The organism is Methylobacterium sp. BE186, from assembly GCF_031457035.1.
GTDB classification, from domain to species: Bacteria; Pseudomonadota; Alphaproteobacteria; order Rhizobiales; family Beijerinckiaceae; genus Methylobacterium; species Methylobacterium segetis.
Window position 1 is genome coordinate 24,122 of the sequence record NZ_JAVDVV010000028.1, and the last position, 25,923, is coordinate 50,044.

Genomic DNA, 25,923 nt, shown 5'->3' on the forward strand with positions numbered 1-25,923 from the left:
GATCTGCGCGAGACGCATGATCGTCCCAGAAGGATCTTAGATGCGAGTGCGCCCGCGATCGAGGCGCTGGTCGATAGCGGGCTCCGGTGGCTTCGGAGCGTTCCGCTAGGACAAGACCTGCTGGAACGCAGGCGCGCTGGAGAGACCCTGGGGGCAACCGCGACGAAACGATCCTTGGTATGCCGGGCTACCGTTTAGGGGGCTCCTCAATCACCGCTAGGAGCGTCGCCGTTAAGACGCGTTTCCCGCTTTCGTCCCGCACATCCACTCGAATTTGGATCGCGTTCGTGTGCGATGACTCACGCGCGACCATTTCGCAGAGCACACGCTGCACCTCGGCGCGAGCGCGGCTGAGGTCGGAAAGAACCAGCCCCTCATTGTCTTGGAGGGTGTGACCGTCGTGTGTGTCGAAGAAGTATCGTGGCACGCGATGTTCCCGCCTTGATCCGGCGGAGCCGGGTGCCTTCAGCCCATTCAGGCCCATATCAACCATGACGGTGAGGTCTCGGATCGGCTGGGGCAGCGCTCATCGTCGGCTATTCGAACCGGCGGGGGCACGATGAAGACCGTTTTCTCGACAGAGCACGTCCATCGGCGGGATCGGTTCGATTACTGGCTCAGCGTTGCCCGGAAGGATGTCGCCGATCACGCCTCCACGCCGAAGTGCCGGAATACGTTTCGGGCTCAGCTTCGCTCAGGCTCGGTCGGTGCCATCGGCCTCGTCTTGTTCCAGAACTCGGCGATGGCGGTCAGCCACACACGCCGTCATATCGCACACGCGAACACCGACGAGCTGTTCGTCTGTCGGCAGCTTGGAGGGCACATCGCTCTCGAGCAAGACAGCCGCCAAGTCGTGCTGGAACCGGGGGATATCACGCTGATCGACCCGCGCTTGCAATACGAGGCACGGTTTTCGGAAGACTCCGAGGTGCTCATTCTGAAGGTTCCACGACGGCTCATGGAAGCGCGCCTCGGGCAGATGCGGGAGATGACGGCGCGATCGGTCAAGCCATACACGCCCGAGAACCGCCTGCTGTCTGCCAACCTTGCGATGCTGCCGCTCCACACGGACGGGTTGGGCTCGGCGGCTCAAGAACTCCTTGAGCCTCACCTGCTCGATCTGATCACCCTCTCGCTCGGTAGGACGATGGGAGAGGAAAGGCTGCGCACGTCGTCTGCCCGCTCACTTGTCCGCGCGAGGCTGCGGGCCGCGGTCGAAGCGCGTTTGGCTGACCGAACTCTTGACGCCAGCACGGTCGCGCACGCAGCCGGGGTCAGCGTGCGATATGCCAACGAGGTCCTGGCTGAAGAGAGCACGTCGATCGTGCAACTCATCCAAGCGAGGCGCCTCGCTCGTTGCCAACAGGCGCTGGAGGACCCGTTGCAGATGGGCCGGACGGTGAGCGAGATCGCGTATGGCTGGGGGTTCTCGGACATGACCCACTTCGGCCGCCGGTTCAGGTCCGCCTATGGCGTATTGCCCAGTGAGCATCGTCGTCGTGCAAGGGCAGCCTAGCCGATGGGGACCCCTTCCTGCTGAAGCTCGAACGCGCTGGGACGCTGTCCAACGAAGAGCAAACCGCCCTCCACAGTTTGACCCTTGAGCGCCGACCCTTGCCGGCCCTTTGCGATATCATCAACGGCGCCCTCGTCCACGGGGGCGTCACGGATCGCGTCTACCTCGTGATGAGCGGCTTCGCCTGCCGCTATAAGATGCTGCCGAGCGGCCAACGGCGGATCGTCTCCTTCGTCCTGCCGGGCGACCTCTGCTCCATGCACGATGTGGGTGCGTTCGGACGCGATCTGAGCGTCGGCGCGCTCACGCCCTGCTCGGTCGCCGATCTCCCGCGCTCCAGGCTGATGGAGCTGATTAGCCTCTACCCCGCTGTGAGCCGGGCGATCTGGTGAGTGACGCTGCGTGAGCTGAGCCGGGCCCGCGAGTGGATCGTCAACAACGCCCGTCCGGCTGATCGACGTTTGGCTCATCTCTTGTGTGAGCTACTGATCTGCCTGCAGGTGATCGGGCAGGCCGATGAGAGCAGCTTTGAGCTGCCCGTCTCGCAAGCGGATGTGGCCGATGCGCTCGGCATCTCGCCTGTCCACATGAACCGCGTGCTGCAGAGCCTGCGCACCAGCGGTCTGATCACCTGGAGCAATCAGCGGGTGGCCATCCCCGATGTGCAGGCGCTCAAGGATTTCGCTGAGTTCGACCCGGCCTACCTGTGCTTCGACGGTTTTGGAGCTGCACGGAGCTGAGTTGCCGAGCGGACGGCGATGGGATCGTCGCTCGCTCCATAACGCCCAGTCGGCGAGCGGCTTTATGCCCTCGAAGCGCATTTCACAGACCGCCGAGAAATCTGCACCGCTTCGCTTGGCCGTCCGGGCCGAGAAGGCGCAGGGTGAGGACATCACCAGCCGGTCCGAACCCGTAGGCGCTGGTGGCTGAGAGTGACGTGCGCTCCCCCTGCTTCGCGAGGAGTGCCGTCCATGGCCGAACCGCCTTACAGGCGCCTGCCTGGCACCCACTACGACGCTTGGCTGATCAAGACCTCGCAGGAGGTCATCGAGAGGTCCCGCGCGCTGCTGGAGCGAACCAAGCTACCGGCCGTCGCCCAGCCCACTGAACCGGCGGTGTCGTCGCAGGCCAACAAAACTCAACCCAAGTGACGGCGGCCCTCGCGAACAGATGGCAGACGGGCCGGATGAACGAAGCCGCCCCCATCCCTGCATTCGTCCGCGCCTGCCGGTCCACCGTCGAGGATCGAGAACTAATCGAGCGCAGCCGCGCCCATCTCGATCGGTCCTGGGAGATCCTGCGGGCGACGAGCTACGCCTCCCGCTTCTCGCTGTTAGATTGGGACGGCGTCAGAGGCTCCAACCTGCCGGAGCCGGGCAGTCCTCAGGGCGAGCTACTCCGGCTTCGCGAGCAACAGGCGGGCATGGCGGCCGAGCTTCAGCACCGCACCCGCAACCTCATCGCCGTCGTGCGGTCGCTCGCCAACCAGACCATGCGGCGGGCTGGACCGAGCGAGGCGTTCCGGGAGCAGTTCACGGGTCAGCTTGCCGCCCTCTCCCGCGTGCAGGGCCTGCTCTCCCACGCCGGTCATCGGCCGATCACCATGCGCGCCCTGATCGAGACCGAACTCGACGCACTCGGGCCCGCCCTGCGGGACCGCATCGTGCTGGAAGGACCAGAAGTGAACATCCGCAAGGCGGTGGTGCAGAGCCTCGCCATAGCGCTGCATGAGCTGACCACGACAGCTTGCCGCTACGGCGCACTCGCCAGCGAGCAGGGGCGTCTCACAGTGACGTGGCGGGTCGAGACACGCGATGAAGGGCACTGGCTGGTGCTGGCCTGGATCGAGCAGGGCCTCGGTCCGCCCGAAGAGGAGGCTCTTGTCCGCCGTGCCTACGACCGCGAACTGATCGAGCGGGCGCTGCCCTACGTGCTCGGGGGCAAGGGGAGCTATGACGGTGCAGAGATCGAGCTGTGCTGGCCCATCGACCTGCCGCTCGCCACGCGCCGGACGACCGGCAGGTGACCGGCTTCACTGAGAGCCCTCTTGCACTCGCAGGCCGTCAGGTCGCCGAGGCGGAGCAGCGTCAGGCGCGGCAGAACTATCTGATTGCCGGACTTGTGGGCAATGAGGAGGCGTTGGTGCACGCCCAGCAGGTGCTGGCCGAGATCACCCGGACGCTCGTCCTTGCACGGGCGTACCGCTCACTTCTCCTCAGCGTTCCCGAAGCTGAGTGACTAGATCACGCGCAAGGTCACTGACTTCGCATCGCGAGGCGTTCCGTAACACCTAGAGCTGTTCCCGGTCAGGTAGCGACGGCCAAGTCGTTTTCGTAGCCGGCTGCGGCGAGGTAGTTGCGGCACTCCTGCGGAGTGAAGCGCGTGAAGGCCTGACGGATCGCCGCCCAGAGATCCGGGATCGTGCGGGCGGCCGCGCTGCGTAGCAGCGCTTTCAGCTTTGCGAAGGCCTGCTCAATCGGGTTGAAATCAGGGCTGTAGGACGGAAGGTAGAGCAGCCGCGCTCCTGCGGCCTCGATCGCGTCCTGCACGCCCGCAACCTTGTGGGCTGGCAGGTTATCCATGACGACGATGTCGCCCGGCTGCAGCACCGGGATCAGGGTCTCGGTGACGTAGCTGCAAAAGCGCTTGGCCGTTCGTGGGACCGTCCAATAGCGCAGTGGCGCACAGCCCGCTGGTGCGCAGGGCGGCGGTGACGGTGGTGGTTTTGTAGTGGCCCAACGGGGCTGCGAGCCGGCAGCGCTCGCCGCGCAGCGCCCAACCATAGCGGCGCGCCATGTTGGTGGCAGCCGCCGTCTCATCCAGGAACACCAGCCGATCCGGATCAAGCTCGGGCTGCGCCTCAAACCACGCCTCGCGGGCCGCTCTTACGTCCGCACGCTCCTGCTCAGCTGCATACGTCGCCCCTTTTTCCAGCTGATCCCGTGGCGGGCAAAGAAGCGCGACAGGCCGCTCGTGCTGGTCTGGATGCCCTGCTCAGCCAGCCGGTCGCGCACCTCGCGCAGGAAAAGACGCGGCTCCTGCTTGGAGATCCTCAGGATCAGCCCGGCATGCGCCTCTATGCGCTTCGAGGTGTGATCGCCGCCCATCGGCTTGGAGGCGAGTTGGTCCTCATTGCGGAAGCGCTCCGACCAGCGGCTGGCGCTCGACACGCTGACCCCGAAGCGGGCTGCGACGCGACGGCAAGAGGCACCCGCCGCCACGGCGGCCACGACACGCTCGCGCAGGTCCACAGACAGAGGTGAAGGCATGAGCAAGCTCCTTCACCCACCAACGCGCTACCCGCTAACCCGTCTCAAGCGGCGCGGGACCGGCTCTAGTTGGCGAATGGCTGTTGCGAGCTATGGCGAGCGGTCGGCGCCTTCGAGGTTAAAGACACCTCTGTCTTTTGCCCTAAGATCCTGGGCAGTCTGCTGAGCGCATCAGGGGGCTCGCCCATTCGGCGGTGGCGCGAAACACCGAATGCCGGCGGCCCCTCCGAACGGGGGCGCGGCCGGCGCATAGAATTCCTTAGTCGAGCGGCGCGCCCGCGAGGCCGCACGGAGGCCGGCGCGACTGGCCCTCGGCTGGCGTGGCCCGTGCGGCGCGGACGAGCACTTCCGGAGACTGTCCGGAGGGGCAATTTTCGTTTCCATAAAGCGGCTTACGCAAAGGGAAGCGCGGGGATTATGCGAATTCGGCGCGGTCCCGCACAGCTCTGAGACGGGCTCTTCGGAAGGGCGTAGGCTGCGCCATGTCCGAGCTAGAGGAAAAGCGCGTCTATCTCGCCCAAGCCGACCGGCATATTGCCGAAGGCGAGACACGCATCGCCGATCAGGTCGCACTGATCGCGCGCCTGAAGAAGGACGGGCATGACCTGAACCTCGCCCGGGATTTCCTGCACGTGCTCGTAGGCACCCTGGCCCAGTGGAACGTGCATCGGCAGCTCATCCTCAACAGGATCGCGCAGCTCACGACGCCTGAGCCGTGAAGCGACCGTTTCCATAAACGCCCTCACGCGACCTTCGCACGGCCTCGCACGTGCGCTTGAACGCCCCAGACCGATCGTGTCTCTGGCTGCCTATGGTCCGCTCCGAATTCGTCACCCGCCTCGCGGCGCAGAACCCGCACCTCTCCGAGCAAAACCGTGAGGCCATCGTGCACGCGATCCTCGGCCGGATCGAGGATGCCCTTGCAGCCGGCGACCGGGTCGAGCTCCGCGGCTTCGGGGCCTTCTCGATCAAGACCGTGCGGGGACGTGAAGGCCGCAACCCGCGAACAGGCGAGAGCGTGGTCGTGGAGGAGAAGAAGGCCGTCCACTTCAAGGCCGGCAAGGAGATCCGGCAGCGGCTGAACCCCGAGATGTCTGACGCTCTGCCCGAGCTGCGTCGGGTAGGCTGAAGGAACCCGCGGCTGCGCTCGGTCACCCTCTCGATGGCGCCGCGGCCGGCGACCCCACTCCCATACACGCGCCTCTGCGAACGGAGCAGCTCCATAACGTCCAATCGGCGAGGGGGCGCTGGTATCATGACCCTACAGGGCAATGTTTGAGACTGCGGCGCTGCCCCGAGAACGGCCAAAGAGTGAGCAGCCCGCCAAAAACACTCGCCGCCCTGATGAGGGGTCGCGCGCGTTTTTTTATAGAGCGGAAGTGAGAGCGGCCTCAGGCCCTCCGTGGAGCAGGGTGAGATCGCACCACCGCAGGCAGCCTGCCAAGCTCGCGCCTTGTGCGACCGCCCCTCGCGCGCGCGGGCGTGCGTACTGGTCGCACATGGCCGGCCCTTAATAGCTCTGGCACGAGGCGAACGCAGTCTCACACGCGTTCAGGCGCCCAGTCATTTCACGTCCGCATCGACGTTGTGCAGTGCGATCATGGGGTTGCGTCAAGGCTATAACATTTGAATGTCATCAATGAAAATAAAATCATATTTAAATGCGACTGCCAACCTTGAAACTGATGCACAAAGTATGACTTAGGTGCAGTGCGATAGATATACGATTTTGCTTCGCGCCTTCAAGTAGATGCGCTTAAAATCTCATTCGTAAGCGCTCTAAATTCATAATCCACAGGGAAGGAAGCCAGGATGGCCTTCAATCAGAATTCCAATCAGAGCAAGCAGGCCGAGCAGAGCGACAAGGCTGCCGACACGGCCAAGGCGAACCTCAACCAGACCGCCGAGCAGGGCAAGCAGTTCGCTGATGCCGCTCGTGACGGCGTGAAGAAGATGGCCGATCTGCAGCAGCAGGCCACCGAGAACACCAAGCAGGTCGTGCAGCGTAGCGTCGAGACGGCCTCGCAGCAGGCGCGTGAGGCTGCACAGCGCTTCACGAAGACGCTGGGCTTCACGGGCGAGGATAGCGAGCGTCTCGCCCGCCAGTCGAAGCAGAATATGGAGGCGGTCGCACGCTGTGGCACGGTTCTGACCCAAGCCTTCCAGGATGCCTCGCGACACTGGTTCGAGCTTGGTCAACGGCAGTGGCAGCGCAACCTCGACGGGGTGAACAAGCTCACCCAGGCCAAGTCGGTCCAGGAGTTTGCGGCGATCCAGAGCGAGGTGGCCCGCGAGAGCCTGCAGCACATCGTTCAGGACAGCCGCTCCATCACGGAGACCTCGGCGCGCGCCGTCGAGGAGGCCGGCAAGGCGTTCGCCAGCATGGCGCAGGCCCCGACGATCGTTCGCTGAGGCGCAGACGCATTGAACCTGAGGCGCAACAATCCTGGGTTCATCACGAGCCAGAGGGGCGGTCGCTACGGCCGCCCTTTTCTTTCTTCTCAGTCGCACAGGCTCCGGCGCCTCGCGGCGCGCCGCTCGTCGCGCTCGTGCTCAGCCTCCGCGGGCTGGGCCTGCAGCGCCTCGATCTCGGCCTACAGATACCCAGCATCGACAGCCATCTCGATGCAGTGCTCCTGCGCCTCAGCGAGTTGAAGGCGTAGCTCCGCATTCTCGGTCGCGAAGGCAAGCAGTTCGACTTCCGACGGGCTGGCGTCTGTCATCTCTCAGGGGGGCACCGAGGCCGTGTTACAGCTTGGGCGCCCTGAACTTTGTCCAATCAGTGGAATTGTCTTGCTGAGCCTTGGACGGGCTTACCTTGCTGGGCCGGCTGCAGATCGGGAGAGGGGCTTTGCTCGCCTGATCCGCAGCCGGCTTCTTCAAATCAGTGGCTTCCATTAGGCATCCAGAGCGTGGAACAAGTAGTAGCCGGTCAGCCGCATGGCTTGGCTCGCTGCCGCAGGCTGAAAGCCCGCGAGTGTGAACTCCGCAGCCCTGACCGTGCCGCCGAAATCCCAAGTCTCGCCATTGACGAACGATGGCACAGGCCAGTCTTGGCGAACGGCGCAACACAAGGCTGGTTGCTGCTTGCGGCGAAAGACGTTGTAGGCAGCCCAAGGCGCCTGCATTCCGGTCTCCGTCTGATGTTGATGGGTTTGGATGGCCCGTGGAGCATCCTTGGAGCCGGGGCGCACCCACCTATGGCAAAGCCCGTGCCCTTGTGAACGCGACGGACGGCCCCGCTTGATCTTCAGCTTCCCTTATCCATGAGGTCGGCCGACCCTCGCCTTGCACCGGTCAGCGGCAGGGCTCAGGTTTCCTGAACGCCCAATCTGACGCAGGCGAGGAACCATCAAGTCAGGGTTCGTGTTTTTACTGTGCGGTGCAACATAGCCGCTGAGGAGCGGATATGATTGGGCCTGCAGAACTCGAAGACATGCTGTCGGAATATACCAACGCACAGCCTACACGCAGCGAACTGACATCTTCAGAACTTTCAATCTGGCCGCCTAGCCACTGGTTATGGGGCTCAGGACCAACCGAGGCTGCCACTGAAGAACTTCTGCCCGGCTACACACCTCGCCGGAAAGACCTTGCGGCCGGGTAAACATCAACGGGAAGGACTGGGGTGATATACGGCCGTTCTGCAAGGCGAACACAGTGTGCGAGGGCACAGCTACGTGAGGAAGATCGACAGTGTGGACGCAGCGATCCTGAACGTGTTCGCTCGCGATCCGCAGCGGTGGTTCTCCTCAGCTGACCTGGTGGACCTCGTCTACACTGGGAATGACGCGCCAACGCAAAGAGTGCGAGTGACGCGTGCATCAACTCTGCGGCAGGCATTGGAACGGCTGATCAAGAAGGGATCCGCATTCAAGCTCGGACGCCTCGCTTCCGAGCAGCCCGGTCCTGGTGTTCCGCCATACCAGATGATGTGGGGACCTCCGGAAGCTGTTGTGGCTCATGCTCGACTCTTGGAACGCCAGATCGGCGCTCGTTGGGTTGATGTGGATCTCCTCCAGGCAGCCAGGGACGCGCTGTCAGCACGGGCAGCTCATTAAGCAGCTCGGCAAGATTAAGCACACTGCGACGGCGGTGAATTGCTGTGCGGCATAGGCTGTTTACGCTTATATGACGGCCCGCAGCTTAGGATTAAACTTAGCGTTTGCTCAGGATGTGCATAGATAGAGCAGGCTTAGCTGTATTCTGACGCGGTACGATTCAAACGCACATTCTCGCTGCGCATCTTTTTTGTTGCGCCGCACAATCAACTATGTCTCTTATCGCACTGCAACATAGTGCTTCGATGAGCTGGCCACGGGGTCGCCATTGGCATTTTCCCTGGTCAAGGCTCGCTTACGATGTCGCCCGAAGAACTTATCGCTGCCGCTGATATGGCCGAGAGCATCGCGTCTGAAATGACCGCGACTGCCGACGCCCTCGTCAGGAAGGGCAAGGCAGTGGCTGTTCGGGTGCTTCTTGATGAGGCGCGGCGTCACACCGCCGAGGCCATTCGCCTGAGGGCTCAGGCAACCGCTCTACTGCGCACATGCAACATGAGGTCGGAAGACCCTGAGCTGCACGCATAGGATCGCAGATAGCTGCCGCCTCGGTCATGTTCTTGCCCCGCCCTTCGGCTGCCTCACGTCAAGCTTCTGCGATCAGTACCTCGATGCCCTACATGTTGGGCGCAGACGAGGGCTCCCTCTTGTCCAGCGAGTTCGGCGACCAGCTCGACCTGGCGAGCGTAGCGCTGCTCCGCCTCGGCCACCTGCCGAGCATCGAGAGCGAGAGCATCAGTCGGAACAGGCAGACCGACCATCGGGCTTCGTAGGCGGCTTGGAGAAGGTTCTGGTAAGCGGACTAAGCGGCGCCTTCTACTCGCCGGCCTCGGGCGGCGCTAGATTTCCCGCCGGGCGTGATCGGCGCCGTCAGGTGGAATTGCTTGCGGTCGCCCCTGACGGCCTCGGCCAGCCCGACGATGGTGTCCACGATGCCGCTCGTGGCCACATAGACCGGCGAGTGGATCGGAGCGCGGGACAGGACGCGCGACCTCATCAGCCCATCAGGCGGCGTCCAGCCATGTGGTCGACATGCTGACAGTCGCCGTGAGCACGACATCATCGCTCTCGCCGCGCACCGTCGCACCAAGGCGGCTGTGCATGTGTTCGAGTGGACGCTCCCTCGCCACGTCGCAGAGTAGCCTCAGCGCGTACTCGCTCACGGCATCGCGGCTCGCACAGTCATGCCCGCGGGTGTCGCGCGAGGAGAACTTGCTGTTGTGAAGGTCGAAGAAGTAGCGTGCCACGTCGCGCTCCGCAGGTCATCGGCGGGAGCGCACGCATCTCTCAGCGGCTGATTGCCAGGGCTCGGATCAGCGGTGAGCCACCCTAGACCCTGCTCAGCCACATAGCCACGCAATTCGTCGGAGCAGGCTGTCATCCTCAAGCCCCTCGGCTTCGGCGCAGGAGATGCAGGTAGTTCGGATTGAAGTGGGCGAAAGCCTGCAGACGGGCAACATCCGGAACCGTGAGGATGCCCTTGCTCAGAACGATCAAGCCATCCGCGCGCAGTTGCTGCAGGGTGCGGTTCATATGAACGGCGGAGATTCCCAACGCGTCAGCCAGTTCGTTCTGCGTCAGCGGGAGAGGAAAGCTGTTTGGTGCCGCAAGTCCGACAGCCTGGAGCCGCACCAGCAGTTCGCAGAAGAGGTGGGCTGTCTGGGCTTCTGAGGAGCGCTGGCCCATGCCGGTGAGCCATTCCCGCAGAATGCCCTCATCGACCAGCGTCGCCCACCACAAGGCGCGGGTGATGCGGGGATGATTGAGGGTGAGATCGGCGATGGTCTCGCCTGAGATCGCCACCATGGTGCAAGGGCTCAGGGTGCAGATGCTATGATCCATGAAGCCGAGGATCGCGACGTGCAGATCGCAGAAGTCGCCCGGGATCAGGAAGGCCAGGATTTGGCGCTTGCCGTCCGGCAGGACTTTGTAGCGGCAGGCCAGTCCGCTCATGACGAGGTGGACCACCTCCGGCCGCTCACCTTCACGAATGAGGTCCTGCCGCGCCTCGACCTCCCGTGTGCGCGCCGACAGCGCTTCGAGCGTAGCTTTGTCCGCATCAGAGAGAGCGACCCCGTGTTCAAGCTTCAGGATCAGCGGGTTTGACGCTGGCTCAAGGCAGGGGAGGCCGGGGGCGAACACGGACATTCGCCAGCTAAATAGCCAAAGGATGCGGGGGGCAAATCGCCGGCCAGTCGTCCATGTGACGCTCCAGAGCCCAGCCGCGCCTCTTGTCCGATGTTGAAGGCACGCCGCGCCTCATAAAGGTCATGCAGTACGTCCGACGTCAAACCAGACACTCTCCAGCACCTTAGCGCGCCAGTCTGCCTGAGCCGGGAATAAGTAGATGATATGCATGATGGCCTCATCCAGCGCATCGAGCCCACCGGCCGCATGGATGTCATCACCGAACCGGCGCAACTCAGGCCAATGGCCTGCATCGTCGGGGTTGATGAGGTGGCAGCTGAAGTCAGGCCCGAGCTGCGTTCGCCCGACCTCTCGCCAAGTGGTGAGGTTCCCGCCATCGCTCACAGCACGAAAGATGGAGCCTGCTGCTTCGCTCTCTGCAATGGAGTTCAACAGTGCGTCAGCCGCGTCTTCAGCTAAGGCTGCTCGATCGCGTAGCAGAGCGGCATGTTTCAGATCGTCCGCCATGTCCGATCCTCACGCAAGCTGATGGGAGTGCTCCTTATCCTCGCGCGAGCGCGTCATTGCGTCGAGCCCGCGTGCTGAGTACCATGTGGCGAAGGCACGCTGGCGCGCCTCGTATGCTGAGCGCAGAGCGCTGCCCGGCTCACCATGCCCGCTTTGTTTGTTATCGTGGAAGTACGGGTTGCCACTGTAAAGGACCCGAACTTCGCGCGCCCAAGCTCCATCTGCATCAGCAAACTGCTCTTCGATCAGAGCAAGACGGTCCAAACACGCCAAGGTCGAACTCCTTCGAGAGGGGCTCGCCACTCAAGCACTCCCCAGTGACACCAGATGTTACAGTGGCAAGAGGGCCGTGTGTTATTCGGGCGATCGTAATAAATAGTTTTATCTTCGTGGTGCCTTGAGCTTGGCCCATTTCTCGGCCCTGTACACACTCTTTCAGCCACAATACGCGTTCCTGCACGCAGGTCTTTGCCTACCAGCGTAAGTCCATACCCACGATGAATTATGTTGCGCCGAGGCCAGCCAACAAGGTCGCGACAAAAGTTTTGTTGAGGTGGTCATCAAGCCACGACGTTAAGTAACCGTTTGTCATTGACGTCACCAATGGGCGGAAATATCTGCTGAATGAGATGCAGTGCGAAGCCTAGATCGTCCGTCCCACGCTTGTGGATTAGTTGAGTTCGTGGCCGCGAGGGGCATACATCCTGCGCAGCTCTTCCGGCGAAATAGTCCGATCACCGACCTGGATCCAAGGCAGCCGCTCATCTGATCGCGGAAGGTTCATGGCATAACGAAATGCATCGCTGAAATGGGGCCAATCCGCTGTGCTCTGAGCCACGCCTACTGACTTCACCGTGAATGATGCGGCGTCAGGGACAAGTCCCTCAGGGAGCCAGATTAGAGTTGCAGGTGCGGCCTGATCAAGTTCGCTGCTCATTTCTCACTCCTGTTCGTGGGTTATTTAGAAGTATTTCCTGAGATTAAACCGCATCGACAAAACACTCAGCTCACAAAATTTTCCATCGTCAATTATATATGAAGCCAATTATAATAAGAGGCGCATTCGAAAGTTGCCCCGAAATTTGGAACGACACACCGAGATACCGTGGGCCCAACCGTTTCCCGAGGGACAGTGTCCTTCGATGCTTTGAGATTTACTGGGCTCGGGCTTTGAGCCAACTCGTCGCCAGAGTAGACGGGCGCTACTCCATGCTGGTGCTCCTCAAGTGAGTTGGTCAGCCCATCTCGGCCTTCAAGGTCACCACGAGGCGCGACCTCTGCAGCATTCGCGGGCGTGTCACTGCCTTGCGCGAGCACGATCGGAGGAGCCAAGCTTAGCATGAGACTGGTCAAAACAGGAACGATCGTGGCGCGCATGGCGTCCTCCAGCTGTCCTTGAGCAGGCCTATCCTCACAATACGTTGATAATCCGGCTTGTTATGCGAAGAAATAATCCACTTAAACATCATATCGTATATTTTTGTAGCGGTTCAAGGACCAATTAAAATAATACTACTTGTATCATTTGTTATTATTTTGGTGCGGACCGACCTCAGCTTCACTTGAATGCAACCGTACCGATCGGTTCGCGACGATGTTGCACGCCAAGAGGATCAAGCCTCATGATAAAGGTGCCTAGCATCGGTGCCGCATATGGGCACGATGTTCAATGCAGCATGGTTGGTGCGCTTCTTAGCTGGGCTCCCGCCGGCGTGGGCAGAACAATCTGCTCGCGCTTGAAAGGCCAAGGCCGCCTACCTTGGGCGCTCACGAAATTACGTCCAGTATCCCAGAATAGCTAAGTTTATAGGAACAAACTGAATATGTAGATCTTAGTTTGGTACTGATCGGAGAATTTAGCTGTGAAGTATTTTCTTATAACCTTTGCTTTTTTCGGAATTCTGTCTGCTGCGCTTGCCGAAGCACCGATTGGGGGCCCACGGAGTGCGGCACAATCGCCAAACATGGCCCCGAGGCACAAAACCGTTCCGGATCGTGTCAGGGCGCGCGATCCTGGCCCTTCGGGCACTATGAACGTGCGCAGCCAGTTGGCTGATCCGCCTGAGGCAAAAGCTTCCGAGCCAACCCTTCGCCTAAGGCGGCGCGACGAAACACAGCGGCCAGCGCAGTGAAGGTGACCGCTGGCATGCGCAATGGCCCTCCGCTACTCGACGGCAGCCGGATCGATCAACTCATGGATCTTGAAACGCAGGCTCTGGCAAAGGGGGCTCCGAGCTGAACCACCGAAGCTGTTCGAGCAGTCAGGCTAACTTCGTGAGGCAGCGGGACCGCCCGCCGGTCTGCAGCTTGCCTTGAAGACGATCTCGTAGAAACAGCTTTTGGCAGCAAGCCTATGCGTATTCCGAACCGTAAGCTGGGGTGTTCTGCAGGCGAGATGAGCGATGGATCACGAGCTTGAACGCCTTGACGTCAGAGCGGAAGACGGTGCCGTTCGCGTGATGATCGCTTGGCAGGCCTTCGTACGAACCGGTGGTCTCAGCGGATCGCACATCCTGAAAGATCAGCGTCGGTACTCTCTGCTCAACGGGGCGGCAGTTGAATATCTCGGAAATGACGCCTTCAAGGAGGCAAGCAGCGGAGCAATCCTCCTTCGGATTAAAGTATGACGGCTGATCCGCTGGTGCATTCAGACAGCGATAATGACGCCGCAATCCTCGCATTCGCACCCAAATGAGGCCTTCGTCAGTGCAAGGGTGCATCCTTCAACCAGGGTGCTTCCGGGAATATGATCTCCTCCACGAGGAACCCGGCGCCGTCGAACGTACCCTGCCACGCTGCCCTGCCGGCTCGAATGGTGATCCTAGACCGGCCCGCATTCTCGCCGCTGCCTGCCTCCATAAATCCTTTGAGAAGGCCAAGTTTGACCTGATGCTGAAGGTGGCTGGCTGAGTTACCGAATTTGCCGGCGAGTTCGTCGAAAGCGACGACCCAATTGCCCTGCTCATCTAATTCGAAGTGCATTGGAAAACCCTCCATCAGCTCGGCCGCAGATGCAGGGCTGAGATTAGCTCTATCATATCCGTGAGAAGATGTATGCCTGAGATATGCTCTCTCAAAGGCCACATTACTGAAGTTTTGCTCTCAGTCTGCTTGCCGCGGCCGGCAGATGTGTGCTCGCAGGCGATCAACGCGGTTTCTCACGAAAAGCATCATAGAAACCCGCTGCCCGAATGATCCTTGAAGGCGTTGGCCCGGCGGATGTAGCCCAGCACCGTCCGCGGATCGCGGTGGCCTGACTGATCCATGATGCGGGCGAGATCCGCGCCCCGCTCGGCTGCCGTGGTGATGTATCCGGCTCGCAGGGAGTGGGCCCCGAAGGTCGAGGCATCGAGGCCGGCAGCGGTCGCGTACTTCTTCACGATGTCGGCCACGGCCTGCGTCGTGAGGCGCCCAGCCTGGCGTACGTTGCCCGACCGCGAGACGGGGCGGAACACGGGGCCTTCCGTGATGCCGGCAGCTTCCAGCCACTCGCGAACGAGCGCCACCGGTCGGATGAACCTGCCGTGCGGTATCGCCTTCTCGATGCCCCTGCCCTCCTGGTCAGTCTTTGAACGCCGTACAAAGACGCGGAGCCCTTCCTTGTCCTCGCGAAGGTCGGCCACGTCGAGCGCGGCGAGTTCGGAGCGGCGGAAGGCGCCAGCGAACCCGAGGGCCAGCAACGCCCGATCCCGCTTGCCCGTGAGGGTGTCGGGCATTCGCATCAGCATGGCGGCCAGCACCTCGGCGGTTGCGGCCGCCTTCTGCGTCGGCTTCACGCCCGCTCGGCGCCGAATGCCTTTCACAGCCGCGTGCACTCCCTCATCCTGCGTGGGGTCAGGTAGGCGAGCCAACTTGTGGGCATGCCGGATCGCAGCGATCCGGCGCCCGATGGTCGAGGATGCCCGTCCCTGCTCGGCCTCATGAACCAGGAAGGCCGCCGCAGCCTCGGGGCTCGCCGGCAGCGGCCTGAAGCCGAACCGTGAGCACCACGCCTCAAACGCGGCAGCGTCCGCCTTGTAGGCCCGCACGGTTGCCTCGGCTTTGCTCGCCCGCTGGTACGCCTGGACGAGGGGCGCGGTCTCAACGGGCAACGTCGCCCCCTCGTCCGCAATCGCCGGCAGGATCTTCACGGGCGCTCTCCCCAGCCTTTCAGGACGTAAACCAGAGCCCAGGTCGTCACGAGGGCGCAGAGTGCGGCGAACAGCGTGCGGTTGATCGGGAGCGCGAAGACCGGTTCAAGCGCCGGCAGGTTGTAGACCGTGAAGCCGACGAGGCCGGCAAAAACCCCGATGCAGGCGAGTGCGCGCGGCTTCAAATTCATCGCTCGAAACTTTCGAGAAGACCCCACAGCCTCAGGGGACGCTGGAAGCGGCCGGAAGCCATAGCGGGCGCACCATTCCTGAAAGACCCGCGCGTCGGACGTATAGGCCCGCACCGTCGCCTCGGTCTTGCTCGCGCGCTGGTAGGCCTGAACTAGAGCGGCGGCCTCGGCCGGCAGGGCTGTCTCAACCCCGCTGAAAGACATTGGGTGGGATGTTGGGTGCTGTCCCCGCCGCTTCGATATGCCGGCGGATGGCGTCGCTGTCGAAGCCTTTGTCGGCTAGCAGGAGACGGCAGGCAGGCGCTCCAGAAGCAGTGCGCCAGCCTTGCAGTCGGCCCCCTGTCCGCCGGTCAGCAGGAAAGCGAGCGGCCGGCAGAAGCGGTCGGTGAGCGCATGGATCTTCGTCGTGCGCCCACCGCGCGAGCGGCCAATCGCTTGGTTCTGCTCCCCCCTTTCGCCCCGGAGGCGCAGCGGTGCGCCTTCACGATGGAGGAGTCGATCAGCACCTGAGCCGGCGGCCCGCCGGCTTGAGCAAGCGTCTCGAACAGTCTGACCCAGACACCCTTCGCCGCCCAGCGCACGAACCGGTTGTAGAGGGTCTTCTTCGGCCCGTAGACCTCGTGCGGTGCATCCGTCCAGCGGCCACCGCTTTTCAGCACATGGACGATGCCACTGATCACGCGCCGATCATCCACGCGAGCTTTGCCGCGCGTGTCGGTGGGCAGGTGCGGCGCGACCTTCGCAAACTGCTCGTCCGTCAGCCAAAACTGATCCATGGGCTCCTCCTACAGGAACCCTGAATCATACCGAGGCAGGACGCGCCACCGTTATGGGTCCGGACGCTAATTCGGACGCGCGTTCGCCTCTGCCGGCGCGTCTCGGTTCGAGGCCACGACCTCACCGGCAGCGTTCACAAATTTGGCCGCAAGACAGCGTAGGGCCGTGATGCGGCGGTCGGCTTCGAAGCGGCCATTGGTGCGCGGTGGCGCCCCAAAGTCTTCGGCCGCGATCTCGTCAGCAGACTGCTCCAAGCGGATAGCCAGGCGCTGAAGGGATTGCGGACCGGTGAGACTAGACCTCGCATCTTCATTTATGGAGGAGACCAAGGTGGACAGTGAAGGCTCAAGATCCATCCGCCAACTCTGCTGGTAATTCGTCGCGAGGAGTTGGCTCTGGGTGAACCACTGGAATTCGAGACCGGTCAATCTTGGGCTTGCCATCGCGTTCTCCTACTGCTCCAACGGCCTGCGCCTCGGGCCGGAAAGTGTGCGCCGCTAACACGGGACCCTCGCGGCAGATCCGTTTGACCGCCGAACGCGATTATTTACCCTAGATGGCGCTGCCGTTGGTCGCTCGTTGACTAAGCTGCGGCCGAGCCGCCCACTCGCGTTTGCACAGGATCCGAAGGGCTTGGCGAAGCTGATGGCTCTAGCGGTTCTTGCGGTTCTTGCGGCTCTTGCGACCGATCTCGGCCTCCAGTTCCACCTGCAATAACGCCTGGTGCGGCTGGAGCTTGCACTTTATGGCGGAATTCAGCTTGGCCCAGAGCAGGAAAAACCGCTCGTGTAGATAAAACACCTGCTTTGGATGCATGCAGAGTTGACCCTCAGAGACAACCCATTCATGAGTTTGCTCAGCGTCATGCACTTTGCACTCAGGTTTGTAGCCTCTTGCTGGAAGCAGCTTCATTAGCTTGTAGGCGCATCTCCAAGCTGAAACACTGGTGCTGGATCTATATGCCCACGTGCACCGCTCTAGGCATGGCTCGTGAATTTGCCGAAAGCGTACCGATCCTCATGCATGGCGATCTTCTTCATTACGCCAGCCACACCCCCGATCAGAGCAGACCCTCGTTCCTACCAGTGTAGATCGAGGACGGACATAAGATACAGACAAGCACCCGCGACAAGCGCTGTCGCGATGACGGCCTGGTTGAGCTTGTCGTTCAGGAAGTTAGAGAGATTAGCTCTAGACATATCATCCTCCGAATAACCGGTATAGATTTGTTCGCCTCCATCCTGCGGCGCGCGTTCTCAGCGCCGCAATGCCGCCTCGAGTTCTTGTGGGTCGACGGGAACAGCCTGCAGGGAGCCCGATCCGCTGTGTGCAAACGGAATATAGATGGTGGTAGCGACGCGCCGATAAGCCAAAAAGGACAGGCCTTCGAGCAACTCCTCATCGGTGTCGACCGTGTAAGTTCCGGCTGGCTGCTGCTCATCGAGCCCGCTCAACGTGAAGGGCAGATCGAAGGTCAGCGTCTTACGGGTCGTGCGCATTTTTCCTCCGCCGCCGATATAAGGCTAATAAACTTTCCAAAACCATCATATCACCTGGCCGACGAACAACCTAATCATATTCTTCCTGGTTGGATTTATTTTCAAGTATGCCTTGTGAACCGCCCGAGCTCTCGCCACATACATTAGGAAGTTGCCGCTTACTCGCGCCGCCGGCGCGATTTGTGCGATGACAAACTGTGGAGTTTCGCCCGATGTACCGGATCATCTTTCGGAAAGAGCGGACGGCATTGGGCTCAAATGCGTGGCGCGGTGATCTCGCCTCCGCGAAAGCCCAATGCCAAGAGGATCTTGCACTTCGCCACATGCAGGATGGCGCCACTTCGGTCGAATTGGTCGACGGCGACTCGTGAAAGGTTGTTTACTCGTGCAGCGTTGGTGCCACTCGCACTCTGACCTAAGCGCTCGCCGAGTATCGGAAAGGGCAATGTGCAGTGCCGAATGATTGCCATCCCTCAGGTGGGTCGCTCTATCCAATCAAATAGCGGGCAGGACAGATCTTCAAAACTGTTGCTGGCCGCGCTAGTTCCTACTCGTCATGAGCGCCCTCTTGGGACCAGTGCATGGCCGCACGAGGCTCGCTGCAGGCTTGCCGACCCCAAGAGTTACATTCATCAACTACTGCTAGATTTGATGTATGTACTATGAATTATTCATCGGTTATCTTGAATTTATATAGCAAATTCAGCTGAAGCGGCACAGCTGAGCGTCGCCTGCAGTGGCTCTGTTGACATCGCTGCACATGCGACCCGCATGTTCCCTTCTGAGCCCCCAAATAGATCGCTAGAGCGGTCGCCGGTCAGCTAGATCGCCCGCGAAAGCCACCGCAGCAGGGCGAATGGGAGCGTCGACAACGAAAGGATATCCTGGGTGGCGCAAGGAGACAGCCATGAGTTTTGCTCCAAATACCGCTGAAGCGGCCATCGACGCGTTGCTGCAGGCCATCGCCAAGAGCGAGCGTGTTGCCGCGACCTTCAGTGCCGTTTGCGACGGGGGATCCCTCACGACGTGGCGGGAACCCGGCCGTTCGCTGCTTGGGCCAAGCTCCAGTGGTCCAACCACAGATCCCGTTGGAACGCGGCACTGGGGAGAACTTCACCGGCTCGGCGAGGGCATTTTTGCAAACGGAGGCCTCGATGCCTTAGACGAGGCGAACATGGACGTTGTTCAGATGGACCCGCAGCACTCGGACTGGCGCGCCATGGTGCTGGAGAGCGTATGGTTCGATATCGGCCGTGCCGCGTGACTCAGCGCAGAGCGATCCGCGATTCCCGGTAAGCGTGATTGCGGAACCGATTCGGAGCTGTCGCCAAGCCCTTACGTAGGAACGCAAGCGCCTTCCTCCTCGGCGGAAGCCGGCGAAGAGCTGCTCCTTTGGTCTGGGCTGATTCTCTGAGCCAGCCCGGGCAGCATCGAGCCGCCTCGATCATCGCGTCCTCGACACACCGGTGAATGCCACAGAGTTAGGGCTCACCGATCCGGACCGCGATATCTCGGCACGAAACCAGCTATGGAACAGGAAAAATTTGCCGGCGTTGATTTGGAAGTTCTTTCTGAACCTCGGATATCACTTAGAGAGGTGCCATCAGCGTCCGGCCGAAGGGGACTTCCATATGTCCGCCGAAATTATTTTTCTCACTTTTGTCGGGACGCTCGCGCCGTGCGCGGGGTTCGTGCTTTGTACTCTTCAGCAGCGCCGCAGGCAGTGAAAGCCGGGGTTCTGACGGTCTCGCCTCGAACTTGCGGCACCGCAAATGTAAGGTTTCGCCGTGAGCGGCAGCGACGAGAAGGGCAGAGAACCGGGAACAGAACCGGACCGCGATCTCTCCGCACGCCTCAAGCGCCTCGAGACGCAGATTGAACGAAAGCGGATCTCGGCCTCTCCCACTCATTCGTCGCGTTCCGGATCGCCTGGTGGGCCATCGCCCCTCGGGCGCGCAATGCAACTCTCCACGGAGTTCACCGGGGCCGTAATCGCAGGGGGGATCCTCGGCTGGATCTTCGATCGATTTCTTGGGACGAAACCCTGGGGAATGTTGGTGCTCCTGATGCTGGGCTTCGCCGCGGGCGTCTACGGGGTGATACGCGCCTCCGGCTTCAGTGGGCCGCATTCCGAACCAACCGACCGGAAGGAATCCTGAGACGAAGGGTTTGCGGGACGACGCCCCCATGCATCGCTTCGTTCAGCTGCAAGATGCTGGGTCATCCAGATTGGATAACTGAATCGAATCTAATCCTGGTCGCGCCACACTACTTTACGGCCTCAACCGGTGTGAACGACCGCCTTGACACCTGCCACCGAATGGTCCCGCATCAAACAAGGCCCTTAGGGAGTCCAAGAGAGCCCTCGGGCAGGTTTCGCGCCGAGGACGTACCGGATAACCCTGAACTTTGGGGCAAACCCTATAGAATTTCGTGTGGCGACAGCCGAAGATCCTGCTCTGTCGTAAGTGACTCATGCTTACGCGATGCTTCCGTTTGTGCGAGTTATGCGATCAACGCGACCTGCGCGTGCAGCAGTGACTTGGGTGATTCACGAATTGTCCGCGGATCATGTGCTTTGCCCAGAGCCCTTCCGCGTCAGCCTCGCCCGAGTCGCCAGCTGGATAGCAGCCACCGCGTCAGTTGCCTGCCTTGCGAGGCGCAGTGAAAGCTGCCCCTATACCTCTGAGCCGATCCTCTTCCCATCGATAATCACCTGACACATCGGCGAACACCCTATGAGAAGCCGAGCACCTGTGAGACGGCGGCCGATGAGACGGGAGGGCCGCCGAAGGACGGTATCGGCGCCCCTCTGTCCAAATCACTTCTTCCCGGTCATCCTGTCAGTCTGGCCGGAAGGCTTGCCGGTGCGCGGCATCTGATCGACACGGCCTGTCAGCCGGCCGAACACCTTCCTGACCGCATCCGTGACCTCATGTGTCATCTCGGACATCGACTTCATGGTGACATCCTCCGAGTTCGTCGGCGCGCAAGAGCGCTTGGGGGCATAACGCCCAAGCACGCGTTTCGTTCGAGACGTCCTCGTTAGGCATTAGTCATCTGCTGACGGCTGTTGGCGCCAGAAAGTGCACGAGCAGATACGGCGCCAATCCAGCGCGATCGCCCTAATGCTGGCTCGAAGCCTCCCGATCTATTTTTGCTGCGAGAATGAAATCATTCTCGTGCAAGCCCTTTATCTTGTGGGTCTGTAGCGAAACGGCGGCATAGCCCCAGCCAAACGTGACGTCGGGATGATGGCCCTCGCTCTCGGCGAGATCGGCGACTCGCTGCACGAATTTGAAGGCGTCGGCGAAGGTGTCGAACTCGAACCTGCGCTCGATGCGGTGTGCGTCGTCGAGCAAGTCCCATTCGGGCGTCTGCCGACGATGTTCCTGGGCCTCGTCGGGCGCGAGGGGCGGGATGCCGCCTTGGCACGGCGTGCAGGTTTTCGCGACCAGTTGTTCGGATTGAGTGGACATGGAACGACCCTCCGGGATGGCGCGAGTCTAGCACGGACGTCCCGCGCCGGCACTTGCCTGCCTCTGGACGAAGACGAGATCGCAGCCCTCGGCTTCGAGGAAGGTTCCTGTGCGGACATGGCCGGCCGTTCACGCCTCGAGCTCCTTCGTGCGGGTGTTGTGGCGGCCAGCGATCTGGACCGCATCGTCACGACGCTTGTCCGCTTCTCGGGAGAGGGCAGGCCGATCATCCGTCCGGCGGCGGAGGCGCCGGCGGAAGCGCCGATGGCCGAAGCAGAGGACGCTGCGGCCCGTCGTGCCGCCCTGCGCACGGAACACGATCGCGAGTGGGAGGAGGCAGCTCCGGCCGGCGGTCGCCGCCGGGCTGGCACCGCACGACGGTGCAGGGGAGGAAGGGGCCGACCTACGCCTTCCCGCGGAACGACAGCGGCACGCGGGAGGAATTGAGGGCCTTCATTTCCGCCGCCACATGGTCCGCCGCCGTGCTGGCGGGCCGGTTCTTCACCCACTGGCGAACCGCTGATCGGCAAGTCCGCTTCCGAGAAGCCTCTCGAACCGCCTCAACGATCGTGTTGGGCGCACTCCTGCCCTAGCCCTAGACGGCACTCCGGCTGACCATCGATCCTTGGTGCATCCCCCAGGCACCTGAGCGTGGCCAGCGATGCTCCGGCCACGCTCGAGTCGGTATCGCCGACCTAGCCGATCGAGCCGGCCCCGAACGTGCCGTCGCCGAACGCTGAGCGGCCCTCGTAGAAGCCAAACTGCAGGTAGTGCGTCATCGGATTGAGCCCGGCCGCAGCCACGTCCGGGTTGGCGGCCAGGTAGGCCGTCGTATCGAAGTCGGCTGAGGGATCACGGCCTTCTCGGAAGCCGAACTGGTGGTAGTGCGTCAGCGGGTTGATCCCCGCCGCCGCTACGTCTCCGTAGGCCGCCAAGTAGCCGTTCGTGTCGAACACCACGTTCGGATCGCGCCCCTCGCGCCAGCCGAACCGTTCGTAGTGCCGAGCCGCAAACACAAACGTGTTGCCCCCAGCGACACGGGCGGCGTCGGCCACCTCTCCGTTGGCGAGCAGGTAGTACTCTGCATCGAAGCCCGCCGGTCCAAAGTCGCGGGCTCGGCCGATCGTAGGAAAGGCTGTACGCCCTTCCTCCTGACCGAAGGCGAGGAAGTGCGTCAGCGGGTCGATGCCGGCGGCTGCCACATCCGGGTTGGCCTTGAGATAGGCTTCGATGTCGAAGTTTGGGCCAGGATCACGAGCCTCTCGCCAACCGAACTGCGCGTAATGGTCGAGGGGATTTACGCCAGCTCGCGCCACGTCGGGATGCGCGGCCAAGTAGCCGTCCGTGGAGAAGAAGGCGTTGGGATCGCGCCCCTCGCGCCAGCCGAACTGCGCGTAGTGGCTATCCGGGTCGACCCCTGCCGCCGCGACGTCCGGGTTCCGGATCAGGTAGAACAGGTCGTCCACGAGCGGCGAGCCGTCGTTCACCGCGACCGTGCGGTCGTTGAACTGGAACTGCTCGATACCCCGAAAGGTGTCAGTTCCCTCGGCACCCGTGATCGTGATGGCGCCGTCCCCTGTTGTGCCGATCCGCGCGGTGCTCAGCGCAAAGGAGAAGATCACTCGGTCGGTCCCGCTGCCGCCGGAGACGGTGTCGTTGCCGGGGCTCCCCAAAAAGGTGTCGTTGCCGCCGAGCCCGGGCAAGATGTCGGCGCCCGCCGTGCCGGTCACGACGTTGTCGCCGTCGTCGGCGATGGTGACGAGCTGGCCTCTGATGGCCCCTCCGGGGAACTGCGCCGTGTGCACGTTGAAGTAGAGCGGGACCTCTGTGCCGACGGCGGCCGCCCCGAGGGTAGAGGCGAAGTTGGCGATCGAGACGTTGGCCGGGTCCGTTCGCTCCCAGCGGCCGCTCACCGTCCACGAGCCATCTGCGTTGAGTACGACCGCCAAGTCGTCGATATCCTGTGCAGGATTGATCTGCCCGAACACAACGGGTCCGTTCTGACCACGCACCTGATTGTGGAAGTGCGTGCTGGTGACGTCGTCAGCGGTCGTGGAGGTCTGCGCTGGCCTCCGCGTCGCCAAGCCGAAATCGAGCCCCTCGATGCGGAACGTGTAGTCCGCCGCAAGCGCGGCGCTGTCAAAGATAACTGTTCCAATGCCACGGGCTGTCGAGTTGTTCGGAGGAACTTCCTGAGTGCCTTCAACAAGGGCGCGGAACGCTGTAGACATAGCTCCCTCCTGGGAGGCGGAGTACTGCTAGAAAATATCTGCTCTGCAGGCACATGCGGAGATTGCTTGCCGCAACTGCGATGCAGAACGACAAGCTCAATCGAAAGGTACGCCTTCGGCTCGCAATTCTGCTGCAGACCTCAACAGCAGACGGAGAACGTGCGCTCGAACCGGCTGCAAAGTCGAATTCGAGTGTTGCAATCTCGAACCACACTGCTCCGGCGCACGAAGCGCCACCGCCTCATCAAAACACACGCTTCCCAGCAGAGTTGAGATGTCATCTGCGGCCAGCAGTCTGGTAGTGCGAGGCAGGATCTCTTTCATCATCGGGAGCACTCCCTGTTGACGGTAGCTCAATGGTTCGACTGTGACAGACCCCCCTGTTGCACCGAAGCTTGGCCAAGACGCGCCTAGAGGCGGACGGCTTGCCGCTCTTCGGTGGTTACCTCGGAGCCGACGCGACGGGGCGACGGCCAATGGCTGGCGCAACGCCGCGTCAGCCCTGCTTCTTCTCGGGCACCTCCTCGATCTGTCGGGCGACCTGCTCGGCGACCGCCTGCAGACGGGCCCGGTCGATCGTGCTGACGACGGCGTAGCCGGATCCGTGCTCGGTCCAGTAGAAGCTCTGAACGTCTCCGCGCCGCGCGAAGCTGAGATCGCCCGCGCCGGCCTGACCGGTGCACACGTAGACGGTGACCCGGTTGCGCGCGTCGTCCTCGAACATGAATTGCGCTGCGATGTTTTGCCCGGCCGGCAGGACACGGCCGCCGACCAGATAAAGGCCGAGCGATGTCAGGTCCGGAATCTGCAGGCTGCGGCCCAGGCGTTTGGTGACCCACTGCTTGAGGTGCGCCTGCTCGCTGGCCCGAACCTCGACGGGATGGACGACCTCGACCGCGAAGGTCCGGTGCGCGTCGATGGCCTCCTGCGCCACGGCGCTGGAGCGGGCGCCGAAGCCCAGGCCGCCGTCGACGGCGAGGAATTCGTTGACAGCCCAGCCGACGACGCCGCCGAGAACTATCCAGAGGCAGGCCGCCACGGCCGCCGACAGCCAGCTCTTCCGGGCCCGCCTCTGCGCGGACAGGATGCTGTCGATGCGGAGCCGCGCCGGGATCGGCTCCGCGGCTTTGAACCGGAGGCGCGCTCGCAGGGCGTCCTGCGTCGCCCTGTAGTCGCCGAGGCGCTGGGCAAGCTCGGGTTGGTCGGCCAGCGCCGCCTGTACCGCCTCCTGACGCTCGGGATCGAGGCGCCCGTCGATCCAGGCTTGGAGGTCGTCCTCGCCGAGCGGAGGGTCGGGCCGCGTCATTTCACCCTCCTGAGGCGCGGCACCTGTCCCGTCTCAAGGTAGGCCTGCAGGCGCTCACGGCCCCGGCTCAGGCGCGACATCAGGGTGCCGACCGGGACGCCGAGGGCCTGCGCCGCCTGCGCGTAGGACAGCCCCTCCACGCCGACGAGCAGGATGGCGCTCCGCTGGTCGGACGGCAGCGCGTCGAGCCCCGCGAGCAGGTCGCCGATTCCGACCTGCTGCTCCGGAGACGCGGCCCCGGGAACGGCGCGCGCCTCGTCCAGACCGACTTGCACGCCGCGGCGGGCCCAGCGCCGCTTTGCGCTGACGAACAGGTTGTGCTCGATGCTGAACAGCCAGCTGCGCACGTCGCCGTCCTGACGGCGCAGGTTCCAGCGACGGACGGCGTGTTCGAGCGTGTCCTGCACGAGATCGTCGGCGGCGTCATGGTCGCGCAGCAGCGCCCAGGCGTAGCGACGCAACGCCGGGATGGCAGGCTCGATCAGGGCGGCGAGGTTGTCCATGACGCCGCTGCGCGTGTCCGAGATCAGCTTCCGGGCCATAGACGCCGCCGATCCGGCGTTATTCCACCGGCAACAGCTCCCGTCGTGCCCGCGTCCGCAGACGTACCTGTTGACGGAGCCCTCAGCTTCGCGCTGCGCTGGTAGTCGGTAGACCTCAGGTTTGATGCCGGGGCATGCAGGGGCAGAGGACAAAAGCCATACCCGTGGACGATCCTTATACCCCTCTCTTCTCTGACTTGGGCGAGGCGCCGGAGTGGATCATTGGACGGCTGGCACCAGCCACCAGCTAAGGGACGAAGGCTGAGC

The 25,923-nt window shown here is 62.4% G+C and carries 31 protein-coding genes and 2 pseudogenes; 13 read left to right on the forward strand and 20 right to left on the reverse strand.

The features are described from left to right. Positions 1-187: 187 nt before the first annotated feature. The gene (locus J2X36_RS26940; protein ID WP_405029838.1) at positions 188-493 is read right to left on the reverse strand and encodes a DUF6894 family protein; all 306 of its coding nucleotides are present in this window, start codon (positions 491-493) and stop codon (positions 188-190) included. A 66-nt stretch (positions 494-559) separates the two neighbouring features. Between J2X36_RS26940 and J2X36_RS22070 the strand changes: the two genes are divergently transcribed. The 6 genes from J2X36_RS22070 (at position 560) to J2X36_RS22095 (ending at position 3,754) form a co-directional block, all read left to right on the forward strand. After that, the gene (locus tag J2X36_RS22070) at positions 560-1,516 is read left to right on the forward strand and encodes a helix-turn-helix domain-containing protein (protein ID WP_310353809.1); all 957 of its coding nucleotides are present in this window, start codon (positions 560-562) and stop codon (positions 1,514-1,516) included. 98 nt (positions 1,517-1,614) lie between these two features. After that, a complete protein-coding gene (locus tag J2X36_RS22075) occupies positions 1,615-1,908 on the forward strand; it encodes a cyclic nucleotide-binding domain-containing protein (protein WP_310353814.1) in 294 nt (97 codons plus the stop codon). Next, on the forward strand, positions 1,909-2,256 hold the full coding sequence (locus J2X36_RS22080) for a helix-turn-helix domain-containing protein (protein ID WP_310353817.1): 348 nt from the start codon (positions 1,909-1,911) through the stop codon (positions 2,254-2,256). Positions 2,257-2,487: 231 nt separating this feature from the next. After that, on the forward strand, positions 2,488-2,667 hold the full coding sequence (locus J2X36_RS22085) for a hypothetical protein (protein WP_310353819.1): 180 nt from the start codon (positions 2,488-2,490) through the stop codon (positions 2,665-2,667). A gap of 35 nt (positions 2,668-2,702) precedes the next feature. Then, positions 2,703-3,542 (forward strand): sensor histidine kinase, encoded by an 840-nt coding sequence (locus J2X36_RS22090; protein WP_310353821.1) that lies wholly within the window; start codon positions 2,703-2,705, stop codon positions 3,540-3,542. Further along, on the forward strand, positions 3,539-3,754 hold the full coding sequence (locus J2X36_RS22095) for a hypothetical protein (RefSeq protein WP_310353823.1): 216 nt from the start codon (positions 3,539-3,541) through the stop codon (positions 3,752-3,754). Before J2X36_RS22090 ends, J2X36_RS22095 begins: the two co-directional genes overlap by 4 nt. Positions 3,755-3,822: 68 nt before the next feature. On the opposite strand, the pseudogene J2X36_RS22100 reads toward J2X36_RS22095, so the two are convergent. Continuing rightward, a pseudogene (locus tag J2X36_RS22100) lies at positions 3,823-4,785 on the reverse strand (IS630 family transposase). A gap of 482 nt (positions 4,786-5,267) precedes the next feature. Between J2X36_RS22100 and J2X36_RS22105 the strand changes: the two are divergent. The 3 genes from J2X36_RS22105 (at position 5,268) to J2X36_RS22115 (ending at position 7,197) form a co-directional block, all read left to right on the forward strand. Beyond that, on the forward strand, positions 5,268-5,504 hold the full coding sequence (locus J2X36_RS22105; RefSeq protein WP_310350033.1) for a hypothetical protein: 237 nt from the start codon (positions 5,268-5,270) through the stop codon (positions 5,502-5,504). Positions 5,505-5,596: 92 nt separating this feature from the next. After that, entirely contained in the window at positions 5,597-5,914 is a 318-nt protein-coding gene (locus J2X36_RS22110) for an integration host factor subunit beta (protein WP_310353826.1), read from the forward strand. 683 nt (positions 5,915-6,597) lie between these two features. Continuing rightward, positions 6,598-7,197 carry a phasin family protein gene (locus J2X36_RS22115; RefSeq protein ID WP_310353828.1) on the forward strand — a complete coding sequence of 200 codons (600 nt, stop codon included), beginning with the start codon at positions 6,598-6,600 and terminating at the stop codon, positions 7,195-7,197. Positions 7,198-7,682: 485 nt separating this feature from the next. Here J2X36_RS22115 and J2X36_RS22120 read toward each other — a convergent pair whose 3' ends face one another. Next, on the reverse strand, positions 7,683-7,913 hold the full coding sequence (locus J2X36_RS22120; protein ID WP_310353829.1) for a hypothetical protein: 231 nt from the start codon (positions 7,911-7,913) through the stop codon (positions 7,683-7,685). A gap of 1,580 nt (positions 7,914-9,493) precedes the next feature. Between J2X36_RS22120 and J2X36_RS22125 the strand changes: the two genes are divergently transcribed. Then, positions 9,494-9,619: a hypothetical protein gene (locus tag J2X36_RS22125; RefSeq protein WP_310353831.1), complete on the forward strand. Its 126-nt coding sequence runs from the start codon at positions 9,494-9,496 to the stop codon at positions 9,617-9,619. A 29-nt stretch (positions 9,620-9,648) separates the two neighbouring features. Here the strand turns inward: J2X36_RS22125 and J2X36_RS22130 are convergent, their stop codons facing one another. The 4 genes from J2X36_RS22130 to J2X36_RS22145 all read right to left on the reverse strand — a co-directional run bounded on the left by J2X36_RS22130 (position 9,649) and on the right by J2X36_RS22145 (position 11,501). Continuing rightward, a complete protein-coding gene (locus tag J2X36_RS22130) occupies positions 9,649-9,843 on the reverse strand; it encodes a hypothetical protein (protein WP_310353835.1) in 195 nt (64 codons plus the stop codon). A 7-nt stretch (positions 9,844-9,850) separates the two neighbouring features. Then, positions 9,851-10,093 (reverse strand): DUF6894 family protein, encoded by a 243-nt coding sequence (locus tag J2X36_RS22135; RefSeq protein WP_310353838.1) that lies wholly within the window; start codon positions 10,091-10,093, stop codon positions 9,851-9,853. Between the two features lie 136 nt (positions 10,094-10,229). Next, positions 10,230-10,988, reverse strand: a complete 759-nt coding sequence (locus tag J2X36_RS22140; RefSeq protein WP_310353840.1) for a Crp/Fnr family transcriptional regulator — start codon at positions 10,986-10,988, stop codon at positions 10,230-10,232. A gap of 126 nt (positions 10,989-11,114) precedes the next feature. Next, positions 11,115-11,501, reverse strand: a complete 387-nt coding sequence (locus tag J2X36_RS22145) for a hypothetical protein (RefSeq protein ID WP_310353843.1) — start codon at positions 11,499-11,501, stop codon at positions 11,115-11,117. Between the two features lie 2,402 nt (positions 11,502-13,903). Here J2X36_RS22145 and J2X36_RS22150 point away from each other — a divergent pair. Further along, entirely contained in the window at positions 13,904-14,128 is a 225-nt protein-coding gene (locus J2X36_RS22150) for a hypothetical protein (RefSeq protein WP_310353846.1), read from the forward strand. Positions 14,129-14,204: 76 nt separating this feature from the next. Here the strand turns inward: J2X36_RS22150 and J2X36_RS22155 are convergent, their stop codons facing one another. From J2X36_RS22155 to J2X36_RS22185, 7 genes and pseudogenes are all read right to left on the reverse strand, one after another. Beyond that, a complete protein-coding gene (locus J2X36_RS22155) occupies positions 14,205-14,483 on the reverse strand; it encodes a DUF6522 family protein (protein WP_310353847.1) in 279 nt (92 codons plus the stop codon). A gap of 188 nt (positions 14,484-14,671) precedes the next feature. Beyond that, positions 14,672-15,631 (reverse strand): site-specific integrase, encoded by a 960-nt coding sequence (locus J2X36_RS22160; protein ID WP_310353849.1) that lies wholly within the window; start codon positions 15,629-15,631, stop codon positions 14,672-14,674. Continuing rightward, positions 15,628-15,822, reverse strand: a complete 195-nt coding sequence (locus tag J2X36_RS22165; RefSeq protein ID WP_310353852.1) for a hypothetical protein — start codon at positions 15,820-15,822, stop codon at positions 15,628-15,630. The genes J2X36_RS22160 and J2X36_RS22165 overlap by 4 nt, the downstream gene beginning before the upstream one ends. A gap of 190 nt (positions 15,823-16,012) precedes the next feature. After that, positions 16,013-16,598: pseudogene (locus J2X36_RS22170) on the reverse strand (IS5 family transposase); the annotation flags it as partial. Between the two features lie 66 nt (positions 16,599-16,664). After that, positions 16,665-17,042 (reverse strand): hypothetical protein, encoded by a 378-nt coding sequence (locus J2X36_RS22175; RefSeq protein ID WP_310353855.1) that lies wholly within the window; start codon positions 17,040-17,042, stop codon positions 16,665-16,667. Between the two features lie 208 nt (positions 17,043-17,250). Beyond that, complete coding sequence (locus J2X36_RS22180) at positions 17,251-17,415, reverse strand: hypothetical protein (protein WP_310353857.1); 165 nt, start codon at positions 17,413-17,415, stop codon at positions 17,251-17,253. A 440-nt stretch (positions 17,416-17,855) separates the two neighbouring features. Next, positions 17,856-18,098 carry a hypothetical protein gene (locus tag J2X36_RS22185; protein WP_310353860.1) on the reverse strand — a complete coding sequence of 81 codons (243 nt, stop codon included), beginning with the start codon at positions 18,096-18,098 and terminating at the stop codon, positions 17,856-17,858. Positions 18,099-19,005: 907 nt separating this feature from the next. Between J2X36_RS22185 and J2X36_RS22190 the strand changes: the two genes are divergently transcribed. Continuing rightward, a complete protein-coding gene (locus J2X36_RS22190) occupies positions 19,006-19,362 on the forward strand; it encodes a hypothetical protein (RefSeq protein WP_310353863.1) in 357 nt (118 codons plus the stop codon). A gap of 523 nt (positions 19,363-19,885) precedes the next feature. Further along, positions 19,886-20,257 (forward strand): AtpZ/AtpI family protein, encoded by a 372-nt coding sequence (locus tag J2X36_RS22195; protein WP_310353866.1) that lies wholly within the window; start codon positions 19,886-19,888, stop codon positions 20,255-20,257. Positions 20,258-20,919: 662 nt separating this feature from the next. Here the strand turns inward: J2X36_RS22195 and J2X36_RS22200 are convergent. The 6 genes from J2X36_RS22200 to J2X36_RS22225 form a co-directional block, all read right to left on the reverse strand. After that, a complete protein-coding gene (locus J2X36_RS22200; RefSeq protein WP_310353869.1) occupies positions 20,920-21,060 on the reverse strand; it encodes a hypothetical protein in 141 nt (46 codons plus the stop codon). A 163-nt stretch (positions 21,061-21,223) separates the two neighbouring features. After that, positions 21,224-21,577, reverse strand: a complete 354-nt coding sequence (locus J2X36_RS22205) for a 4a-hydroxytetrahydrobiopterin dehydratase (RefSeq protein ID WP_310353871.1) — start codon at positions 21,575-21,577, stop codon at positions 21,224-21,226. 695 nt (positions 21,578-22,272) lie between these two features. Beyond that, entirely contained in the window at positions 22,273-23,808 is a 1,536-nt protein-coding gene (locus tag J2X36_RS22210; protein ID WP_310353873.1) for a CHRD domain-containing protein, read from the reverse strand. A 96-nt stretch (positions 23,809-23,904) separates the two neighbouring features. Then, a complete protein-coding gene (locus J2X36_RS22215; RefSeq protein ID WP_310353875.1) occupies positions 23,905-24,135 on the reverse strand; it encodes a hypothetical protein in 231 nt (76 codons plus the stop codon). A 169-nt stretch (positions 24,136-24,304) separates the two neighbouring features. After that, entirely contained in the window at positions 24,305-25,114 is an 810-nt protein-coding gene (locus J2X36_RS22220) for an anti-sigma factor (RefSeq protein ID WP_310353877.1), read from the reverse strand. After that, on the reverse strand, positions 25,111-25,617 hold the full coding sequence (locus J2X36_RS22225; protein WP_310353935.1) for a sigma-70 family RNA polymerase sigma factor: 507 nt from the start codon (positions 25,615-25,617) through the stop codon (positions 25,111-25,113). Before J2X36_RS22225 ends, J2X36_RS22220 begins: the two co-directional genes overlap by 4 nt. Positions 25,618-25,923 lie beyond the last annotated feature (306 nt).

What these genes read in the sequence shown, in the direction of transcription:
- J2X36_RS26940 (WP_405029838.1), bottom strand. Translation starts at nt 493, where the DNA reads ATGGTTGATATGGGCCTGAATGGGCTGAAGGCACCCGGCTCCGCCGGA.
- J2X36_RS22070 (WP_310353809.1), top strand. Translation starts at nt 560, where the DNA reads ATGAAGACCGTTTTCTCGACAGAGCACGTCCATCGGCGGGATCGGTTC.
- J2X36_RS22085 (WP_310353819.1), top strand. Translation starts at nt 2,488, where the DNA reads ATGGCCGAACCGCCTTACAGGCGCCTGCCTGGCACCCACTACGACGCT.
- J2X36_RS22090 (WP_310353821.1), top strand. Translation starts at nt 2,703, where the DNA reads ATGAACGAAGCCGCCCCCATCCCTGCATTCGTCCGCGCCTGCCGGTCC.
- J2X36_RS22105 (WP_310350033.1), top strand. Translation starts at nt 5,268, where the DNA reads ATGTCCGAGCTAGAGGAAAAGCGCGTCTATCTCGCCCAAGCCGACCGG.
- J2X36_RS22110 (WP_310353826.1), top strand. Translation starts at nt 5,597, where the DNA reads ATGGTCCGCTCCGAATTCGTCACCCGCCTCGCGGCGCAGAACCCGCAC.
- J2X36_RS22115 (WP_310353828.1), top strand. Translation starts at nt 6,598, where the DNA reads ATGGCCTTCAATCAGAATTCCAATCAGAGCAAGCAGGCCGAGCAGAGC.
- J2X36_RS22120 (WP_310353829.1), bottom strand. Translation starts at nt 7,913, where the DNA reads ATGCAGGCGCCTTGGGCTGCCTACAACGTCTTTCGCCGCAAGCAGCAA.
- J2X36_RS22130 (WP_310353835.1), bottom strand. Translation starts at nt 9,843, where the DNA reads ATGAGGTCGCGCGTCCTGTCCCGCGCTCCGATCCACTCGCCGGTCTAT.
- J2X36_RS22145 (WP_310353843.1), bottom strand. Translation starts at nt 11,501, where the DNA reads ATGGCGGACGATCTGAAACATGCCGCTCTGCTACGCGATCGAGCAGCC.
- J2X36_RS22150 (WP_310353846.1), top strand. Translation starts at nt 13,904, where the DNA reads ATGGATCACGAGCTTGAACGCCTTGACGTCAGAGCGGAAGACGGTGCC.
- J2X36_RS22155 (WP_310353847.1), bottom strand. Translation starts at nt 14,483, where the DNA reads ATGCACTTCGAATTAGATGAGCAGGGCAATTGGGTCGTCGCTTTCGAC.
- J2X36_RS22165 (WP_310353852.1), bottom strand. Translation starts at nt 15,822, where the DNA reads ATGAATTTGAAGCCGCGCGCACTCGCCTGCATCGGGGTTTTTGCCGGC.
- J2X36_RS22175 (WP_310353855.1), bottom strand. Translation starts at nt 17,042, where the DNA reads ATGGCAAGCCCAAGATTGACCGGTCTCGAATTCCAGTGGTTCACCCAG.
- J2X36_RS22180 (WP_310353857.1), bottom strand. Translation starts at nt 17,415, where the DNA reads ATGCATCCAAAGCAGGTGTTTTATCTACACGAGCGGTTTTTCCTGCTC.
- J2X36_RS22185 (WP_310353860.1), bottom strand. Translation starts at nt 18,098, where the DNA reads ATGCGCACGACCCGTAAGACGCTGACCTTCGATCTGCCCTTCACGTTG.
- J2X36_RS22190 (WP_310353863.1), top strand. Translation starts at nt 19,006, where the DNA reads ATGAGTTTTGCTCCAAATACCGCTGAAGCGGCCATCGACGCGTTGCTG.
- J2X36_RS22200 (WP_310353869.1), bottom strand. Translation starts at nt 21,060, where the DNA reads ATGAAGTCGATGTCCGAGATGACACATGAGGTCACGGATGCGGTCAGG.
- J2X36_RS22205 (WP_310353871.1), bottom strand. Translation starts at nt 21,577, where the DNA reads ATGTCCACTCAATCCGAACAACTGGTCGCGAAAACCTGCACGCCGTGC.
- J2X36_RS22210 (WP_310353873.1), bottom strand. Translation starts at nt 23,808, where the DNA reads ATGTCTACAGCGTTCCGCGCCCTTGTTGAAGGCACTCAGGAAGTTCCT.
- J2X36_RS22215 (WP_310353875.1), bottom strand. Translation starts at nt 24,135, where the DNA reads ATGATGAAAGAGATCCTGCCTCGCACTACCAGACTGCTGGCCGCAGAT.
- J2X36_RS22220 (WP_310353877.1), bottom strand. Translation starts at nt 25,114, where the DNA reads ATGACGCGGCCCGACCCTCCGCTCGGCGAGGACGACCTCCAAGCCTGG.
- J2X36_RS22225 (WP_310353935.1), bottom strand. Translation starts at nt 25,617, where the DNA reads ATGGACAACCTCGCCGCCCTGATCGAGCCTGCCATCCCGGCGTTGCGT.